Source organism: Enterovirga sp. GCM10030262 (assembly GCF_042666435.1).
In the GTDB taxonomy this organism is placed as follows: Bacteria; Pseudomonadota; Alphaproteobacteria; order Sphingomonadales; family Sphingomonadaceae; genus Allosphingosinicella.
Genome location: NZ_JBHTDC010000001.1, coordinates 663,927 through 679,313, shown reverse-complemented (window position 1 = coordinate 679,313; position 15,387 = coordinate 663,927). Strand labels below are relative to the sequence as shown.

Genomic DNA, 15,387 nt, shown 5'->3' with positions numbered 1-15,387 from the left:
TCATGCCTACGCGCGGCGCCCTGGCGGCCATCCTTCCGCGGACCGGCGGACATATTTCGCCCAGACATAGGGCCAGGGAATGGCGACCAGCAGGATGATGGTGGGGATGATATCCGTCACGGTCGCCATCCGCTCCGCGTCCATGGCGCCGGCCGTCCAGAGCGGCACCGCCACGGCGATCATCCAGATCGATTTCCAGAGCACCTCGAAGAGCAGGACCGGCAGCATCCGCAGCGGATATCGCACGCCGACCAGCGCCAGGATCGACACCGCGCCCAGCATGGCGCTGACCACGGAGTTCATCAGCGGCCAGTCGCTCGAGTGGCTGAGGATGGCGGGCCAGATGAACAGGAACAGACCGACGGCGACGAAAAGATAGGCGGCTCGCAGCACCCAGAGCCGGAGGTTCGACACTTCGGTCATGCTTGCTCGCTCCGTGATTCACTCGCCGCGGATTGGTCGTCCTCCGCCGCCTCTGGCAGGAACTCTAGGATGTCGCCGGGCTGACACGACAAAGCGGCGCAGATCGCCTCGAGCGTCGAAAAGCGGATCGCGCGCGCCTTGCCGGTCTTCAGGATCGAAAGGTTGACGATCGTGATGCCGACCCGCTCGGCGAGCTCGGTCAGCGTCATCCGCCGGTCGTGGAGCAAATCGTCGAGCTTGACGGCGATCGCCATGTCACACCGTCCCTTCGAGCTCTTCGCGCATCAGCGTGCCTTCCGCGAACACGCGGGCCAGCACGAAGGTGAGGATCACGGCGAGCCAGCCGCTGGTCGAAAAGCCGGCGTCGAGGTGAAGCGGATAGGCCGGGGTCGATAGCGCCTTGCCGATGCCGCCGATGACGAGGCTGAGCAGCTGAAGCGCGAGCAGGACCCAGGCGATGGCCTGTAGCCGCTCCGCATTGGCCGCGATGAACGGATCGCCCCGGCGCACCGTTTCGACGATCGCGAGCAGCCGCTTGAGGACGATATGGTTGAGCGGAATGGCGACCAGGCCGAGCGCGGCGATGGCGCGCAGCCCCATTAGCAGGGGGCGGAGCGCGGAGGTCGGCGGGATGCCGAGCGCGGTCATCGTCCACTCCTCCGCGACGATGGTGGCGATCAGCAGCACGAATATGGCCGCGCCGGACAGCCAGTTCAGCACGATCAGGATGCGCAGCAGCACATAAGCGGTCGGCAAGGCGGCGGAATAGCTTCGTGTCATCGAACCTGACTCCATATATTATCGATAAACGATATTACACATATCGATATTCGGCAAGTGCTTTTTTTGCGCATGATGAATGCGGCGCCCGATAGGTGAGGAGGCGCATGCGGAATGATGGACTGAGGAAAGCGGTCGCTCCATTCCCCCTCGTCTCCCAGGGCTTGACCCGGGGTCCCGCTTCCTCTCCTTTCAGCAGATGTCACATCGTGGCGGGCCCGAATAAGCAGCGGTGGAGATTTGCGACATGGCGGAGCTTGTCTTTGGAATGAACCAGTCCCTGGACGGCTATGTCGACCATGAGGAATTTGCGCCAGGCCCCGCGCTCTTCCGTCACTGGATAGAGCATGTGCGCGGCCTTGCCGGCAGCGTCTACGGTGGCCGCATGTACGAGGTCATGCGTTATTGGGACGAAGACCGTCCTGAGTGGGACGCGGAGCGGCGCGAGTTCGCGGCGGCGTGGCGAAGCCAGCCGAAATGGGTCGCATCGAACTCATTGACCTCGGTCGGCCCCAACGCCACGCTCGTCGCGGATGACTTCGAGGCGGTGATGCGCGGGCTAAAGGCTCAGCGCGCTGGCGAAATTGCGGTGTCCGGACCAGACCTGGCACAAAGCCTGACCGATCTTGGTCTTATCGACGAGTATCGACTTTACCTTCATCCCGTCGTGCTTGGCCGGGGCAAGCCGTTCTTCGCCGGCCCTCGGCCGCCGCTCCGCCTTTTGGCCAGCGATCATATAGGTGAGGACGTAATCAGGTTGACCTACGTTCCTGCCTGATCCGCTCCGAGCGCCCGGCTGATGGCCGTCGGCCTGTCGCGGACGCTACGGTCGTAGCTACGGCGGCGATGGCGGATACAGTCCTCCTTCTTACTCATCCCCTTTCTACACCTCATACTCGTCCTCTGGCGGCGGCAGCGGGCGTAGCGGTGGCGGTAGTTCGGGCAGGACCAAGAAGCCACGCTGGTCGTCGGCAAGCTCCCCCGTTTTCTACACCGCCGAACAAGTCCGGGCGTTCGAGCCGGTTCGTGAAAACGTCGAGAGTCTGGCGGCCTCGCAGCCGGATTTGCGCGATGTGTTTCTCTGTCACGCATGGGACGACAGACAGGACTCTGCCAAGGAACTGCATGATCTGCTCGAAGCTCGCGGTGTCAGGGTGTGGTTCAGCGAGAAGGACCTTGGCCTCGGGGTGCCGATGATGCGGGCGATCGACAAAGGCCTGGTGAATTCCCGCCTCGGGATCGTTCTGGTGACCCCGGCCATGCTGCGTCGCCCTCCGGCCGAGGGCGTCGCAGACAAGGAGCTGTCGGCACTTCTCCGGCGTGAGCGGCTCGTCCCGGTGGTGCACGGAACGACCTATGAAGAACTTGAGAAGGTCAGCCTCCTGCTCGCGTCTCGCGCCGGGTTGAGCACTGCCGAAGAGTCGATGGCCGACGTTGCGGCCAAGCTCGCCGAACTGGTCGCGGTTTGAGTCACAAGGTCAATTGGCTCGACAGATTCGGGGCGGCGCACCCAGCCTTGCCGCCGCCCAATTCAGCCAAGCCAACCGCCCTATCGAGCCGTTAGCGTCATCGCGCCGTAAGCAGAAAGACGGCTGGAAAACGCGAGCTGCGGCGAAAAGCGTACCACCTTTGTTCCATTTTCCGCTTTCCTACACGCCCGCGCCCCTGATAGCCTCGCCCCATGTCGCTCCCCGCCTTCCTCCGCTTCACCCCCGTGCCCGTCCGCGCGCGCCATGACGGCTGGACGCCCGACCGGCAGTTGCGCTTCGTCCTCGCCGTCGCGCGCGGAGCGGGGACAACGGAGGCGGCGCGGTCGGTGGGGATGAGCCGGCAGACGGCGCATGCGCTGCGGTTGAAGGCCGGCGCGGCGCGCTTCGCGGCGGCGTGGGATGCGGCGGCGGCGTTCGCGGAGCAAGCGGCGCGGGCCGGCCGGGGGGCGCCGCCGTCCGCCTTCGGGCTCGAGACGATCTGGGTGCCCCGTTTCTATCGCGGCCGGCTTGTCGGCTTCGTCGCCCGCGAGGATCATGGTGAGGCGATGCGCACCCTGGCCGCGCTCGACCATATGGTCGGGCGAATGGACGATGATCGTTCGGACGCCGCCCGCGCCGCCGATTTCGAAGCCCTGCTCGCGGCGCTCGATCCGAAAGCTGCCGAAACTGACACGATTCGGCCGTGAGCGGGAGACTCCCGTTAGCTTTCGGGGCCGATGCCGCCTTCCTCTCCGCCCTGTACCCAAGCTCCGCTCGTCCTGAGCTTGTCGAAGGGCTGTCCTTTCTGGCCCGGCAAGGGAGGGCAGGGCTTCGACAAGCTCAGCCCGTCCGGGGATCCAGGCCCGGAGTCAGGTCTGGATTCCCGCCTCCGCGGGAATGAAGAGAGGTCTTTCGTGGGAATGACGAATGATGACCGGAGGAAAACCCTTCTTTCACCCCGCCGGGTTAGAGGAAAAGGCATGAAATGCCGCGTCCTCCTCACCGTCGATACCGAGCTGACCTGGGGCCATTATGCCCGCGGCGGCCCGTGGCGGGAGAATTTCGCGCGCGCTTACGAGGCGGCGGGCGTCGGCATTCCCTATCAGCTCGGCATCCTCGCCGGGCACGGCCTCAAAGCCTGCTTCTTCGTCGATCCGATGCCGGCCTTGGTCTACGGCATTGAGCCGATCTGGCGCATGGTGCGGCCGATCCTCGAAGCCGGGCAGGAGGTGCAGCTTCACCTCCACAGCTTCTGGCACGACTTGGCCGAGGGGCGGGCCGAGCCCCGCTACGAGCTCACCGATTTCGATCCCCAGGGACAGCGCGATCTCATCCGCACCGCGCGCGACCTGCTGGTCGAGGCCGGCGCTTCGCTTCCGGTAGCTTTCCGCTCGGGCAGCTATGCGGCCGACGATTCGACCCTGGACGCGCTGGCGGCGCTCGGCCTTCGCTACGACAGCAGCCACAATGGCAGCCACCATCCCTGGCCGAGCGCCCTGTCGATCGCGCCGGCGCAATGCGCGCCGGTCGAGCATCGCGGCATCGTCGAAATTCCGGTCTCCCAGATCGAGGACAAGGTCGGCCGCCTTCGCCACCTCCAGCTCTGCGCCCTGTCCTCGGCCGAGCTGCGCCAGGCGCTGCTCCACGCCGCCCGGCATCGCCATCCGGTGACGACCATCGTCAGCCATAGCTTCGAGCTCGCCAGCCGCGACGGCCTGCGGCCCAATCACGCGCTGCGCCGGCGTTTCGAGACACTCTGCGCCTTCCTCGCCGAGCAGCGGAATAATCTGCCCACCGCGCATTTCACCGATCTCGACGATCTGCCGCTGGATCGCTCCGCCGCGCCGCTGCCCGCCAATGCCTTGCGCCGGGCCGACCGGATGGTTCAGCAGCTCTGGTCCAACGCAATCTATGAGCGGCGGCTGTGACCGCTTCGGTGGCCCTCCCGCTGCGCATCGGCGCGCGCACCGTCTGGCGGTTCCAGCGGCGCCTGGTGCAATCGGGCGTGTCGCTGGAGCAGGGGCTTCGATCGGAGCCGCCTGTCCTCCCGCCGCTGCCGCCCGGCGCCGACGGCTACATGGTCAACGCGCTTCCCGCCGCCCGGCTCGCATCGCTGGCGGCGGCGCATCCGGCACTGAAGCCCTTCATACGCCAGCGTTACCGGCGCAGCTACGCTTCGCTCGAAGGCGGCTTCGACGCTTATCTCGCCGGCTTTTCGGCCAGGAGCCGCTCCACATTGAAGCGCAAGGCCCGCAAGCTCGCTGAGCGATCGGGCGGCGCGGTCGACGTTCGCACCTACAGCGCGCCCGGGGAGATCGACGATTTCCATCGCCACGCCCGCGCCGTCTCCGCCAGAACCTACCAGGAACGGCTGCTCGGCGCCGGCCTGCCCCAGGGGGAGGCGGCGCTGGCCGAGATGAAGGACCGCGCCAGCCGCGACGCGATGCGCGGCTGGGTCCTGTTCCTCGACGGCGCGCCGGTCAGCTACCTCTACGCCCCGGCCGAAGGCGGCACGCTGATCTACGCCTATCTTGGCTATGACCCGGACTATTCGGAACATTCGCCCGGCACCGTGCTCCAGCTCGAGGCCATGCGCGAACTGATGGAAGAAGGCCGCTTCCGCCTGTTCGACTTCACCGAGGGCGACGGCCAGCATAAGCGCCAGTTCGGCACCGGCGCGCTCGACTGCGTCGACCTGTTGCTGGTCCGGTCGACGATCGCGAACCTGCTGGCCGGCTATGCGCTCAACGGTTTCGACGGGGCCGTGGCTCTGGCCCGGCGCGCCGTCGGCCGGCTCGGCCTCGAAAGGCTCGCCCGCTCGCTGATGCGCTGATAGGCTGCCGCTCCCATGCGGATCGAGACCCAGGCCATCATCCTCGCCGTCCGCGCCCATGGCGAGCATGGCGCCATCGTCCGTGCTTTGACCCCCGTTGACGGCGTCCAGCCCGGTTTTGTCCGCGGCGGCCGCTCGCGGAGGCTCCGCCCGATCCTGCTGCCCGGAAACCTGGTTCAGGCCGAATATCGCGCCCGCACCGAGGAGCAGCTCGCCCAGTTGAGCGTCGAGCTGGTCCACAGCCGCGCGCCCCTGCTCGCCGAGGCGCTTCCCGCCGCCGCGATCGACTGGGCCTCGGCCCTCACCGCCGCCGCTTTGCCCGAGGGCCAGGCCTATCCCAGGCTCTACGAAGCGCTGGACGGCGTTCTGGGAGCGGTGGAGGCTTCGCCCAACGCCAAAGGCTGGGCGGCGGCCCTGGTCCGCTACGAATTGCTCCTCCTCGCCGAGCTCGGCTTCGGCCTCGATCTCGCCCAGTGCGCCGCGACGGGCGCGACCGACGATCTCGTCTTCGTCAGCCCCAGGAGCGGCCGCGCCGTCAGCCGGGCGGGGGCGGGGGAGTATCGCGACCGGCTGCTGCCTCTGCCACCTTTCCTCCTCGCCGGCGGCGCGGCCGAATGGGACGATATCTTCGCCGCCTTCCGGCTCACCGGCCATTTCCTCGCCCGCGACCTGCTGATCGAGCGCCAGGCGGACATACTCGCGGCGCGCGAACGGCTGATGGAGCGGCTGCGCCGCGTCACGCGTTGACGGGCATGGCAGGAAGGTGGACAGTTCCGGCGTGAAAGCCCTTTTCCCCCACAGCGCGACCACGCGCGACGTCACCGTCCGCGTCTCGGTGAGCTTCCTGCCCGAGCAATCGGAGCCCGCGAGGGGGCGCTGGTTCTGGGCCTATCACGTCCGCATCGAGAATGAGGGCGGTCACGCCGTCCAGCTGGTCAGCCGCGAATGGACGATCGTCGACGGCCGCGGCGGCCATCACGAGGTGCAGGGGGAAGGCGTGGTCGGCGAACAGCCGGTGATCGAGCCCGGCGGCTCCTTCGATTATGTCTCGGGCTGCCCGCTCCACACGCCCACCGGGTCGATGGAAGGGCGCTATCACATGATCGGCGCCGACGGCCGCGCCTTCGCCGTCGCCATCCCCCGCTTCCCGCTGACCGCGCCCGCCGTCACGAGCTAGGCCGCATGTTCGTCGACGAAGGTGCGGCCTTCGTCGCGCGCGCCGCCGTTCGCCGAATATTTCTTCCCGCAGGTCGAAGAGGCCAGGCCGGCTGGGCCGGGCTGGGATAGCCGGCGCTTCGGGCGGGCACCCATCGGATTCACGGCAAGACGGACAATGACAAAGCAGGACTTTGCCTTTCGCGGCCTCCTGGTCGCTTCCGCCGCGGCGTCTTGCGACGCAGCGCGCGCGCTCGCTACCCCGGCGGCGCGCCGGCCGCGGATGCTTTGAGCGAGGAACCGATGCCGCTGTCGTCCGAAAGCATGCGGGAGTTCGCGGACTTCCACCGCGAATATCTGTCCGACCATATCCAGCTGGCCGACGCCAAGGCGGGTGTCGTGCTAGGCGTCTCGGGCGGCATCGCCGGCTATCTGCTGTCCAAGCCCTATTTCCGCGATGCCATCACAGGCACGGTCGGGCCCTATGCCTTGCTCAGCTGGGTCGCCCTGGTCGCGCTGCTGCTCGCCTTCGCCTCGGCCTTCGCCGTCATCCTGCCGCGCTACAGCAAGGCCGCGCCCGGCCCTCTCTATTTCCACTCGGTCGCAAGCTATGGCGACGTCTCCTCCTATCTCGCCGACATTTCCGACAATACGGCGGAGAGCCTGGCGAGACAGATGATCTCCAATTGCTACCACGTTTCGGTGGTCTGCTCGCGCAAATACCGGGTGCTGCGGGTCTCGATGTGGCTCTGCGCCACCGCCATCGCCGCCTCCGGCCTCAACGTGATGTCGCTGGAGCTCTGATTCAGGCGAGCAAGGCGGCCAAGGTCGTCGCCGACGGGACGAGGAGCAGGAGCGCGAACAGGGTGTCGAACACCCTCACCGGGACCAGCCGCTCGCCTCGCCGACGATGGAAGAGCAGATCGGCGGCGGTGATCCACAGGATCGAGAGGCCGCAAAAGCCGGTCACCGCCAGCGCCACGCAATAAGGCGCCAGCCAGGGCCCCTGCCAGGCGGCGTAAAGCGGCCACAAGAGGAGGGCGGCGAGGCCGGCCGCGGCGCCGGTTCCGGTCGCCCTGCCGAGGGTCCAATATTGCAGCATCAGCGGAGCAACGCGACGGCGCGGCTCATCAGCATCGCGAACCGCGCCTCCGCGAGCCTCGCCACCGGGTCGTTCCAGCTCCCCGAGACCGCATACCAACCGCCGGCCTCGTTGCGCAGGAGGACGGTCATGTTGACGACCCCGGCCTCGGAGCCGCCCTTGTAGCCCAGATAGTCGAACGCCTCCGCCGCCGCGCCGCCGATGCCGGGATTGATCGCGAGCAGCGCCAAAGCGCGCTCGTCGCCATGGCGGCGGAGCCAGTCCATCGTTCGCACCAGATCGTCGGTCGAGGCGAACCATTCGGCCGAGTCGATCGCCAGCGGATCGCCGGCGAAGCGGGCGATGTCGATGTCCGCCGGGTCGATCTCGGCGAGGGACGACAGCAATGCCCGCCGTTTGCCCTCGTCGCCTTCGATCCAGGCCTGGCGCGGCGCTTCCTCGCCAGCCTTGAGCGCGAAGGCTTCCAGGGTCGACAGGAAGGGCCGGTTGCGCTCCGCCGCGCGAACGCCGAGGGCGGGGAGCAAAGCCTCCACGTTCTCGCGGCCGAGGAGATGGAGCAACGTATCGGCCGCGCTGTTGTCGCTCTGGGAGATCATCAGTGCCGCCAGGGTGTGGAGCGTCAGCGGCGATCCCCGCGGCCAGGCCTGGAGGAAGCCGGAGGGGAGGCTGCGATGCGTCAGCGGCGCCGCATCGTCCCAGCGCCGTTCGCCTGCCCCAATGGCGCGGACCAACTCGGCCAGCACGAACAGCTTGAAGCTGGACCCGATCGCCATCGGCCGCTCGGCATGATGCGTCGCGATCGGCCCGGGCGCGCCGTCGCTCAGCCTCGCCACCGACAATGACGTGTCGGCAGGAAGCCCGGCAAGCTCTTCCAGGATGGTCGCGAAGCTGTCGTTCGTCACCTCGCTGCCGGTGATCAGCAGCCCTTCGATACGATGCGGCGCGGCGGCCTCGATGACCAGGTCGATGGTCGCGGTCCCGCGCGCGAAGGCGAGCATGACAACGCCCATATTCGGGGATTTCACGTCGATGCGATCGACCGCGCGCGCGACGCCGAGCTGGGCCGTCATCTGCTTTGCGATCGCGGCCAGCCGGTCCTCCGGCACGTCGGTGAGGAAGGCGGGCGTGAACATCGTCTTTGGCCGCGTAGTGCCGTTGAACAAGGCGACCAGCTCGCCGGCCCGCGCCGAGAAATCCGCCGTCGGCTCGGCCGCCTGGGCGGAAGCCACCGCGGTCATGCCGAGCAGGATCGCCGACGCGCGCCGGAGCAGGGCCTTCAGCGCCACCCCCTCATTGGTCCCGGAACCAGCCGGTGATGGCGAAGCGCCCGACCGGGCTGAAGGGGGGCACGTAGCTGACATTATGCTTCTGCGGCACGGCGAACAGGTTGAGCGCGTTGAAGCGCGGCCGGAAGCCCGCGACCGCGTCGCCCTCCTCGTCGTAGAACATGAGGTAGCCGCCCCATTCGGGCCGCCACTCGCCAAGGGTCATGTTGAGCACATAAGCGACGCGCCAGCCTTCGGCGACATGGCTGTCGTCATGCTCGGCGAGGAAATGGCCGGGGGCGTAGAGCGTCGCCTGCGCGTCCGCCTTGCGCAGCTCCGCCATGCCGGTCACTTCGCGCACCAGGTCCATGAACGGCTGGTCGTTGATATGCTCGATGAGGAGATCCTGGGGGCTGCCCTCGTCCCACTTCTGGAGATAGGCGTCGAGCATCGGGTAGGTCGAATAGACGAAGGCATAATCCTCGCCCTGCACCGCCGCCGTCACCTTGCGGCCGATTTCGGCATTCTGCTCGGGCGTGACCCTGGGCAGATCCTCGCGGCGGATGACGTGCGGCCCGTCATGCCCCGCCTGCCACGCCAGCGCCCAGGGCGTGTGCCGCATCAATATCTTGCGGACCTCCTGCGCGGTCTGCTCGGTCAGCACGTCGCGGATCTGGATCCTGCGGTCCCGCGCGAACTGCGCCGCAAGCGCCTTGCGGTCGAGCCCCGGATTGACCTCGAACAAGGGGATGCTCACGCGTCGATCTCCTCTTCGTCGAGCTCGGCGGCGTGGCTCTGGATGAACTGGAATCGGTGCTCGGGATTCTTGCCCATCAGCCGGTCGACGAGGTCGCGGACGCCGGCGCGCTGCTCATATTCCTCGGGCAGGGTGATGCGGATGAGGCTGCGCGTTTTCGGGTCCATCGTGGTTTCGCGAAGCTGCTGCGGGTTCATCTCGCCCAGGCCCTTGAAGCGGCCGACCTCGACCTTCCTGCCCTTGAAGAGCGTCCGCTCCAGCTCGGCGCGGTGAGCGTCGTCCTTGGCGTAGGCGACGGTGCCGCCCGAGGCGAGGCGGTAGAGCGGCGGCTGGGCAAGAAAGAGCGCGCCCTTCCTCACCAGGTCCGGCATTTCCTGGAAGAAGAAGGTCATCAGCAAGGTCGCGATGTGGGCGCCATCGACGTCGGCGTCGGTCATGATGACGATGCGCTCGTAGCGCAGGGTGTCGATTGTGCAGCGCTCGCGGGTGCCGCAGCCGAGGGCAAGCGTCAGGTCGGCGATTTCCTGATTGGCGCCGATCTTGGCGCTGTTGGCGCTGGCCACGTTCAATATCTTGCCGCGTATCGGGAGGATCGCCTGGGTCTTGCGGTTCCTCGCCTGCTTGGCCGAGCCGCCGGCGCTGTCGCCCTCGACGATGAACAATTCCGTCCCCGCCGGATCGTCATTGGCGCAATCGGTGAGCTTGCCCGGCAGGCGGAGCTTGCGCGACGAGGTCGCGGTCTTGCGCTTGACTTCGCGCTCGGCCTTGCGCTTCAGCCTCTCGTCCATCCGGTCGAGCACGAAGCCGAGAAGCGCGCGGCCGCGGTCCATATTGTCGGCCAGGAAATGGTCGAAATGGTCGCGGATCGCGGTCTCGACCAGTCGCGCCGCGTCCGGGCTGGTCAGGCGGTCCTTGGTCTGGCTCTGGAACTGCGGGTCGCGGATGAAGACCGACAGCATGATCTCGGCGCCCGAGACGATGTCGTCGCCCTGTATGTCCTTCGCCTTCTTCTGCCCCGCCAGCTCGCCGAACGCCCGGATGCCGCGGGTCAGCGCCGCGCGGATGCCCTGCTCGTGGGTGCCGCCGTCGGGGGTGGGGATGGTGTTGCAATAATAAGAGGAGCCGCCCTCGCTCCACAAAGGCCAGGCCACCGCCCATTCGACCGATCCCTGGCCGTCGGCGAATTCCTGCCGCCCCCGGAAGAATTCGGCGGTCGCGCATTCGCGGGTGCCGACCTGCTCCCTCAGATGATCGGAAAGGCCGCCCGGGAACTGGAACACCGCCTCGGCCGGGGTGTCGTCGGAGATGAGCGCGGGATCGCATTTCCAGCGTATCTCGACGCCGGCAAACAGATAGGCCTTGGACCGCGCGAGCCGGTAGAGCCGCGCCGGCCGGAACCGGGCGTCTTCGCCGAATATGGACGCATCCGGCGTGAAGGTCAGCGTGGTCCCGCGCCGGTTCTGGGTGGTGCCAACCTTGTCCAGCGCCGAGGTCGGATGGCCTTTGGAGAAGCTCTGGCGATAAATCTCCTTGTTACGCGCCACCTCGACGATGGTCTCGGTCGAGAGCGCGTTGACGACGCTGACGCCGACGCCGTGCAGGCCGCCCGAAGTCGCATAGGCCTTGTGGCTGAACTTGCCGCCCGAATGGAGCATGGTCAGGATCACCTCGAGCGCCGACTTGCCCGGATATTTGGGATGCGGATCGATCGGGATGCCGCGGCCATTGTCGGCGATGGTGAGGCGGTTGCCGGGCTCCAGCGTCACTTCGATCCGGCTGGCATGGCCCGCCACCGCCTCGTCCATGCTGTTGTCGAGCACTTCGGCGGCGAGGTGGTGGAGCGCCCTCTCGTCGGTGCCGCCGACATACATTCCGGGCCTGCGGCGGACGGGCTCCAGCCCTTCCAGCACCTCGATCGAGGAGGCGTCGTAATCGGTCGAGGCGGGGGCGGTGGACGAGAACAAATCGGACATGGCCAAGGCTATAGGGCGCAGCGCCGCACCCTGCCAAGCGGAGCTTGCTTAACGATGGTTCTGCGCGAAGCGTTAACGCTTTGGGCATAGCCTCGCCCCTTCGAGTTGGGCGCGTGGGAGAGCCTTGATGCTGGTGGATCTGATCCGGAGGGGCCTGAGCGGACCGCCCAACAACGGCGAGCTGGCGTTCGAATCCGCGACCTTCTCGCTTTCCACGCAAGTGCCGCGGCCGACCGAAAAGCGGGCCGAGGAGCGCGTCGTCCCCAATCTTCCGCTCGCCAAATTGGTGACCCTCGACTGGCGCGATCTCTGCCGTGTCCGCAACATCTCGGCCGGCGGGCTGATGGCGGAGACCACCGGCGCCGTGCCGCCCGTCGATACCGACCTCTATGTCGAGTTCAGCTCCGATCAGCGGATCCACGGCACGGTGGTGTGGACCCGGCCGCCGATGCTCGGCATCAAGTTCGACCAGAGCGTCGACCTGCGCGAATTGCTCGCCGCCAAAAGGCCGCGCGGTGGCTTCGTCCAGCGGCCGCCGCGCCTGGAGATCGCCTGCGGCGCGACCGTGCGGATCGGCCGGCTCTACCACAAGGTCGAGGTCCACGACATTTCGCTGGGCGGGGTCAAGGTGGAGCTGGGCGACTGGCAGTGCGTCGGCAAGCCGGTGACGATCACCATCGAGAGCCTGCGCCCGATCCGCGGCATCGCGCGCTGGTATCGCCAGGGCTATGCCGGCATCGTCTTCGACAAGCCGCTCGCCTTCGAGGAGTTGGCCGAGTGGCTGGGGAAGAGGGTGGAGGTCGCCAGCCTCAAGACGGGGGCTTGGGAGAAGGGGCGGTAAAACTCATCGTCATCCCGGCGGACGCCGGGATGACGAGAGCGGCGAAAGCGCTTCAGCGTATCCGCGGGCCGCCGAAGGGGAGCGGGGGCGGGGGGCGGCGGTCGCGGCGGGGGAGTTGGGCCTGATAGGCGACGCCGCAATGGTCGACGCAATAAGGGAAGCCCGGATTGGCGGTACGCCCACAGAAATGGAAATCGGGCTCGCCGGGATGGCCGATCGGCCATTTGCAGATCTTCTCGTTCAAATCGAGCAGGCTGGTCTTGTCGGCGACCTCGGCGCTGGGCTTGGCCGGCACCAGGCGGCGCGGCGGCGCGGGCGGGATCGGCGATTGCTGGTCGCCCGGGCCCTGGCGCAGGAAGCCGCCCGGGCCGACCGAGACGATGCGCGGTTGCTGCGGCTGCGGCTGCGGCTGGGTTTGCGACTGAGGCGGAGCGACGGGCGCGGCGCTGGCCGGAGCCGGGGGCGGCGCGGGCTCGGCCGGTGCATCCTGGGCGGGGGCGTCGGCGGGAGCGACTTCGGCCGCGGCGGAGGCCGCCGGCACCGGGCTCGCCGGGGCGGCCGCCTCGTGCGCCTTGACCGGGGAGGGACGCGCCTGGAGCCCGAGCCGGTGGGCCTTGCCGATCACCGCGTTCCGCGACACGCCGCCCAATTCGTCGGCGATCAGGCTGGCGGTCATGCCCTTGCTCCACATCGCCTTCAGGCGTTCGATGCGCTCGTCGGTCCACGACATGGATATTCGTCCTCAATAATCGCGGCTCATGGCCCTCCGGCGTCCGCCGCGAGCGGCGGCGCCGTGGATGGCCGGCCTTCCAATGGGTTCGCGCCGACCCTGGCGCTCCTTTGACGGGAGCGTCGTTGGGACGGCCTCAAGCCTCCCTATGTGAAGGAGGCGGGGCGAATGTTCAAGAGGCGCGGGCGGCCGGGCCGCCCCGGCGCCCTCATCCTCATGCCGGGCTGTCGGCCGGCTTCTTGCCGCCGGCGGCGATGAAGCGGTCGATCTCCTGCTCCAGCACCGGCAGCGGCACCGATCCCAGCGCCAGGATCGTGTCGTGGAACCAGCGCTGGTCGAAATCGGCGCCGAGCGCCTTCTCGGCCTTGGCGCGGAGGCGGCGGATGGTCATCTCGCCCAATTTATAGGCGACCGCCTGGCCGGGCCAGCTGATGTAGCGGTCGACCTCGGTCTCGACCTCGTGCTGGGAAAGCGCGGTATGGTCGGCGAGATAGGCGATCGCCTTGTCGCGGCTCCAGCCCATGGCGTGGATGCCCGGATCGATGACCAGACGCACCGCGCGCCACATCTCGTAGGATTGGCGGCCGAACTCCTCATAGGGCGTGCGGTAGATGCCCATGCCGATGCCGAGCCATTCGGTATAGAGGCCCCAGCCCTCGCCATAGCCGGAGAAATAGGTCTCGCCGCGGAAGTCCGGACGCTCGGGCGCCTCGAGCGCGAGCGCGGCCTGGAAGCTGTGGCCGGGCGCGCATTCGTGCAGGGTCAGCGCCGGGATATTGTAGAGCGGCCGCGCGGGGAGGTTGTGGGTGTTCATCAGGCAGGATTCGAGCCCGCCGCGCCCGGCGGTGTAGAAAGGCGCGATCGCGTCCGGCACCGGCAGGATGGTGAAGCGGCCGCGTGGCAGCAGGCCGATCGTGTCGCCGATCTTGCCGTCGACGCGCTTGGCCACATAAGCGGAGAAGCTGAGCAATTCCTCGGGCGTTTTCGCGTAGAAACGCGGATCGGTCTTGAGGAAGGTCAGGAATTCCTTGAAATCGCCCTTGAAGCCGGTTTCGGCGATGGTCGCGCGCATGTCGGCCTGGATGCGGGCGACTTCCTTCAGGCCGATCTCGTGGATCTGCTGGGGGGTGAGGTCGAGCGTCGAATATTGCCTGATGTTGGCGAGGTAATAGGCCTCGCCCTCGGGCATGTCGGCGGCCGCGATCGTGGTGCGGGTGTTGGGGAGATAGTCTTCGCGGATGAAGGTCAGCAGTTCGGCATAAGCGGGCGCGACCGCGTCGCGGATCACCGTCTCCGCCTCGGCCCGCAAAGCGGCCTGCTCGGCGGCGGGGATGCCGTCCGGCATCATCTCGAAGGCGTCGTAAAAGGGGTTCCTGGCGGAATCGGCGTCGGTGAACGGCACGATCGAAGAATCGCGGCCGGTGAGCGTCACGCGGGGCACGCTGAAGCCGCGCTCCAGCCCGGCCCGCATGTTGACGATATGCTGGTCGAAATAGCGCGGGATGTCGCGCATCCGATTGAGATAGCGGCGATATTCCTCGGCGGTGCGATAGCCCTGGCGGGGGTTGAGATAGGTCCAGAAGCTGCTGTCGCTGTCGAACGGCATCTCCCATTCGCGGAAGCGCGCGTCGGAAATGTCGTGCTCGAGATTGGTGCGGAAGACGGCGGCGTTGATCCGCTCCTCGGGCGATAGCTGGTCGACGGGGATCGCCTGCAATTGCGCCAGCGTCTTTTCGAGATAGGCAAGGCGCCGCGATTGCGCCGCGGCGTCGACGTCGGGCAGGCGATCGCCCGCCACCCAATCCTCGTCCTGCTTGACCCGATGATATTCGTTCATCCGCCAGGCCCATTCGGCGTCGTAGAGGGCGCGGAGCCGGGCGTCAGCGCCGGCGGCCTCGGCCGTGGCGGATGCGGTCTGCGCCGTTGCCGGGGCCGCGAGCGCGATCGGGGAAAGACCGGCGAGCAGCAAAGTCGCCAAAGGAAGGAGATTTTTCGTCACGGGCGGCCTCGGCTGTTCTGGGAGCGGCGAGGATAGAGGCGATCGTATACGATTTGCAAC

Annotated in this window: 18 protein-coding genes; 9 read left to right on the top strand and 9 right to left on the bottom strand. The window is 67.5% G+C overall.

Annotated features, from left to right (window positions below):
• Positions 1-6: 6 nt before the first annotated feature.
• The 3 genes from ACFQRC_RS03350 to ACFQRC_RS03340 are packed head-to-tail and all read right to left on the bottom strand — an operon-like array spanning position 7 to position 1,203.
• Positions 7-423, bottom strand: coding sequence for a hypothetical protein (locus tag ACFQRC_RS03350; protein ID WP_379957734.1), 417 nt, complete (start codon positions 421-423; stop codon positions 7-9).
• The gene (locus ACFQRC_RS03345; protein WP_379957732.1) at positions 420-677 is read right to left on the bottom strand and encodes a helix-turn-helix domain-containing protein; all 258 of its coding nucleotides are present in this window, start codon (positions 675-677) and stop codon (positions 420-422) included. The genes ACFQRC_RS03350 and ACFQRC_RS03345 overlap by 4 nt, the downstream gene beginning before the upstream one ends.
• Position 678: 1 nt before the next feature.
• Complete coding sequence (locus ACFQRC_RS03340; RefSeq protein ID WP_379957730.1) at positions 679-1,203, bottom strand: DUF2975 domain-containing protein; 525 nt, start codon at positions 1,201-1,203, stop codon at positions 679-681.
• 247 nt (positions 1,204-1,450) lie between these two features.
• On the opposite strand from ACFQRC_RS03340, the gene ACFQRC_RS03335 reads away from it, so the two are divergent.
• The 8 genes from ACFQRC_RS03335 (at position 1,451) to ACFQRC_RS03300 (ending at position 7,464) form a co-directional block, all read left to right on the top strand.
• Positions 1,451-1,981: a dihydrofolate reductase family protein gene (locus ACFQRC_RS03335; protein WP_379957728.1), complete on the top strand. Its 531-nt coding sequence runs from the start codon at positions 1,451-1,453 to the stop codon at positions 1,979-1,981.
• Between the two features lie 295 nt (positions 1,982-2,276).
• On the top strand, positions 2,277-2,672 hold the full coding sequence (locus tag ACFQRC_RS03330; RefSeq protein ID WP_379960391.1) for a toll/interleukin-1 receptor domain-containing protein: 396 nt from the start codon (positions 2,277-2,279) through the stop codon (positions 2,670-2,672).
• Positions 2,673-2,884: 212 nt separating this feature from the next.
• Positions 2,885-3,379: a hypothetical protein gene (locus ACFQRC_RS03325; RefSeq protein WP_379957726.1), complete on the top strand. Its 495-nt coding sequence runs from the start codon at positions 2,885-2,887 to the stop codon at positions 3,377-3,379.
• A gap of 273 nt (positions 3,380-3,652) precedes the next feature.
• On the top strand, positions 3,653-4,600 hold the full coding sequence (locus ACFQRC_RS03320; protein ID WP_379957724.1) for a polysaccharide deacetylase family protein: 948 nt from the start codon (positions 3,653-3,655) through the stop codon (positions 4,598-4,600).
• The gene (locus tag ACFQRC_RS03315) at positions 4,597-5,505 is read left to right on the top strand and encodes a GNAT family N-acetyltransferase (protein WP_379957722.1); all 909 of its coding nucleotides are present in this window, start codon (positions 4,597-4,599) and stop codon (positions 5,503-5,505) included. Before ACFQRC_RS03320 ends, ACFQRC_RS03315 begins: the two co-directional genes overlap by 4 nt.
• A gap of 15 nt (positions 5,506-5,520) precedes the next feature.
• A complete protein-coding gene (recO, locus tag ACFQRC_RS03310; protein WP_379957720.1) occupies positions 5,521-6,252 on the top strand; it encodes a DNA repair protein RecO in 732 nt (243 codons plus the stop codon).
• Between the two features lie 31 nt (positions 6,253-6,283).
• Entirely contained in the window at positions 6,284-6,682 is a 399-nt protein-coding gene (gene apaG / locus ACFQRC_RS03305; RefSeq protein ID WP_379957718.1) for a Co2+/Mg2+ efflux protein ApaG, read from the top strand.
• Positions 6,683-6,963: 281 nt separating this feature from the next.
• Entirely contained in the window at positions 6,964-7,464 is a 501-nt protein-coding gene (locus ACFQRC_RS03300) for a Pycsar system effector family protein (RefSeq protein ID WP_379957716.1), read from the top strand.
• Between the two features lies 1 nt (position 7,465).
• Here ACFQRC_RS03300 and ACFQRC_RS03295 read toward each other — a convergent pair whose 3' ends face one another.
• Genes ACFQRC_RS03295 through parE form a run of 4 tightly spaced genes read right to left on the bottom strand, consistent with a single transcriptional unit; the run spans position 7,466 to position 11,757 of the window.
• Positions 7,466-7,762 carry a hypothetical protein gene (locus ACFQRC_RS03295; RefSeq protein WP_379957714.1) on the bottom strand — a complete coding sequence of 99 codons (297 nt, stop codon included), beginning with the start codon at positions 7,760-7,762 and terminating at the stop codon, positions 7,466-7,468.
• The gene (locus ACFQRC_RS03290) at positions 7,762-9,048 is read right to left on the bottom strand and encodes a serine hydrolase (RefSeq protein WP_379957712.1); all 1,287 of its coding nucleotides are present in this window, start codon (positions 9,046-9,048) and stop codon (positions 7,762-7,764) included. Before ACFQRC_RS03290 ends, ACFQRC_RS03295 begins: the two co-directional genes overlap by 1 nt.
• A gap of 4 nt (positions 9,049-9,052) precedes the next feature.
• Entirely contained in the window at positions 9,053-9,784 is a 732-nt protein-coding gene (locus tag ACFQRC_RS03285; RefSeq protein ID WP_379957710.1) for a 2OG-Fe(II) oxygenase, read from the bottom strand.
• Positions 9,781-11,757: a DNA topoisomerase IV subunit B gene (gene parE, locus ACFQRC_RS03280; protein WP_379957708.1), complete on the bottom strand. Its 1,977-nt coding sequence runs from the start codon at positions 11,755-11,757 to the stop codon at positions 9,781-9,783. The genes ACFQRC_RS03285 and parE overlap by 4 nt, the downstream gene beginning before the upstream one ends.
• Positions 11,758-11,884: 127 nt before the next feature.
• Between parE and ACFQRC_RS03275 the strand changes: the two genes are divergently transcribed.
• Positions 11,885-12,598 (top strand): PilZ domain-containing protein, encoded by a 714-nt coding sequence (locus ACFQRC_RS03275; protein WP_379957706.1) that lies wholly within the window; start codon positions 11,885-11,887, stop codon positions 12,596-12,598.
• Positions 12,599-12,650: 52 nt separating this feature from the next.
• Here ACFQRC_RS03275 and ACFQRC_RS03270 read toward each other — a convergent pair whose 3' ends face one another.
• Positions 12,651-13,328 carry a GcrA family cell cycle regulator gene (locus ACFQRC_RS03270; protein ID WP_379957704.1) on the bottom strand — a complete coding sequence of 226 codons (678 nt, stop codon included), beginning with the start codon at positions 13,326-13,328 and terminating at the stop codon, positions 12,651-12,653.
• 214 nt (positions 13,329-13,542) lie between these two features.
• Entirely contained in the window at positions 13,543-15,327 is a 1,785-nt protein-coding gene (locus ACFQRC_RS03265; RefSeq protein WP_379957702.1) for a DUF885 domain-containing protein, read from the bottom strand.
• Positions 15,328-15,387 lie beyond the last annotated feature (60 nt).

What these genes read in the sequence shown, in the direction of transcription:
- ACFQRC_RS03350 (WP_379957734.1), bottom strand. Translation starts at nt 423, where the DNA reads ATGACCGAAGTGTCGAACCTCCGGCTCTGGGTGCTGCGAGCCGCCTAT.
- ACFQRC_RS03345 (WP_379957732.1), bottom strand. Translation starts at nt 677, where the DNA reads ATGGCGATCGCCGTCAAGCTCGACGATTTGCTCCACGACCGGCGGATG.
- ACFQRC_RS03340 (WP_379957730.1), bottom strand. Translation starts at nt 1,203, where the DNA reads ATGACACGAAGCTATTCCGCCGCCTTGCCGACCGCTTATGTGCTGCTG.
- ACFQRC_RS03335 (WP_379957728.1), top strand. Translation starts at nt 1,451, where the DNA reads ATGGCGGAGCTTGTCTTTGGAATGAACCAGTCCCTGGACGGCTATGTC.
- ACFQRC_RS03325 (WP_379957726.1), top strand. Translation starts at nt 2,885, where the DNA reads ATGTCGCTCCCCGCCTTCCTCCGCTTCACCCCCGTGCCCGTCCGCGCG.
- ACFQRC_RS03320 (WP_379957724.1), top strand. Translation starts at nt 3,653, where the DNA reads ATGAAATGCCGCGTCCTCCTCACCGTCGATACCGAGCTGACCTGGGGC.
- recO (WP_379957720.1), top strand. Translation starts at nt 5,521, where the DNA reads ATGCGGATCGAGACCCAGGCCATCATCCTCGCCGTCCGCGCCCATGGC.
- ACFQRC_RS03300 (WP_379957716.1), top strand. Translation starts at nt 6,964, where the DNA reads ATGCCGCTGTCGTCCGAAAGCATGCGGGAGTTCGCGGACTTCCACCGC.
- ACFQRC_RS03295 (WP_379957714.1), bottom strand. Translation starts at nt 7,762, where the DNA reads ATGCTGCAATATTGGACCCTCGGCAGGGCGACCGGAACCGGCGCCGCG.
- parE (WP_379957708.1), bottom strand. Translation starts at nt 11,757, where the DNA reads ATGTCCGATTTGTTCTCGTCCACCGCCCCCGCCTCGACCGATTACGAC.
- ACFQRC_RS03275 (WP_379957706.1), top strand. Translation starts at nt 11,885, where the DNA reads ATGCTGGTGGATCTGATCCGGAGGGGCCTGAGCGGACCGCCCAACAAC.
- ACFQRC_RS03270 (WP_379957704.1), bottom strand. Translation starts at nt 13,328, where the DNA reads ATGTCGTGGACCGACGAGCGCATCGAACGCCTGAAGGCGATGTGGAGC.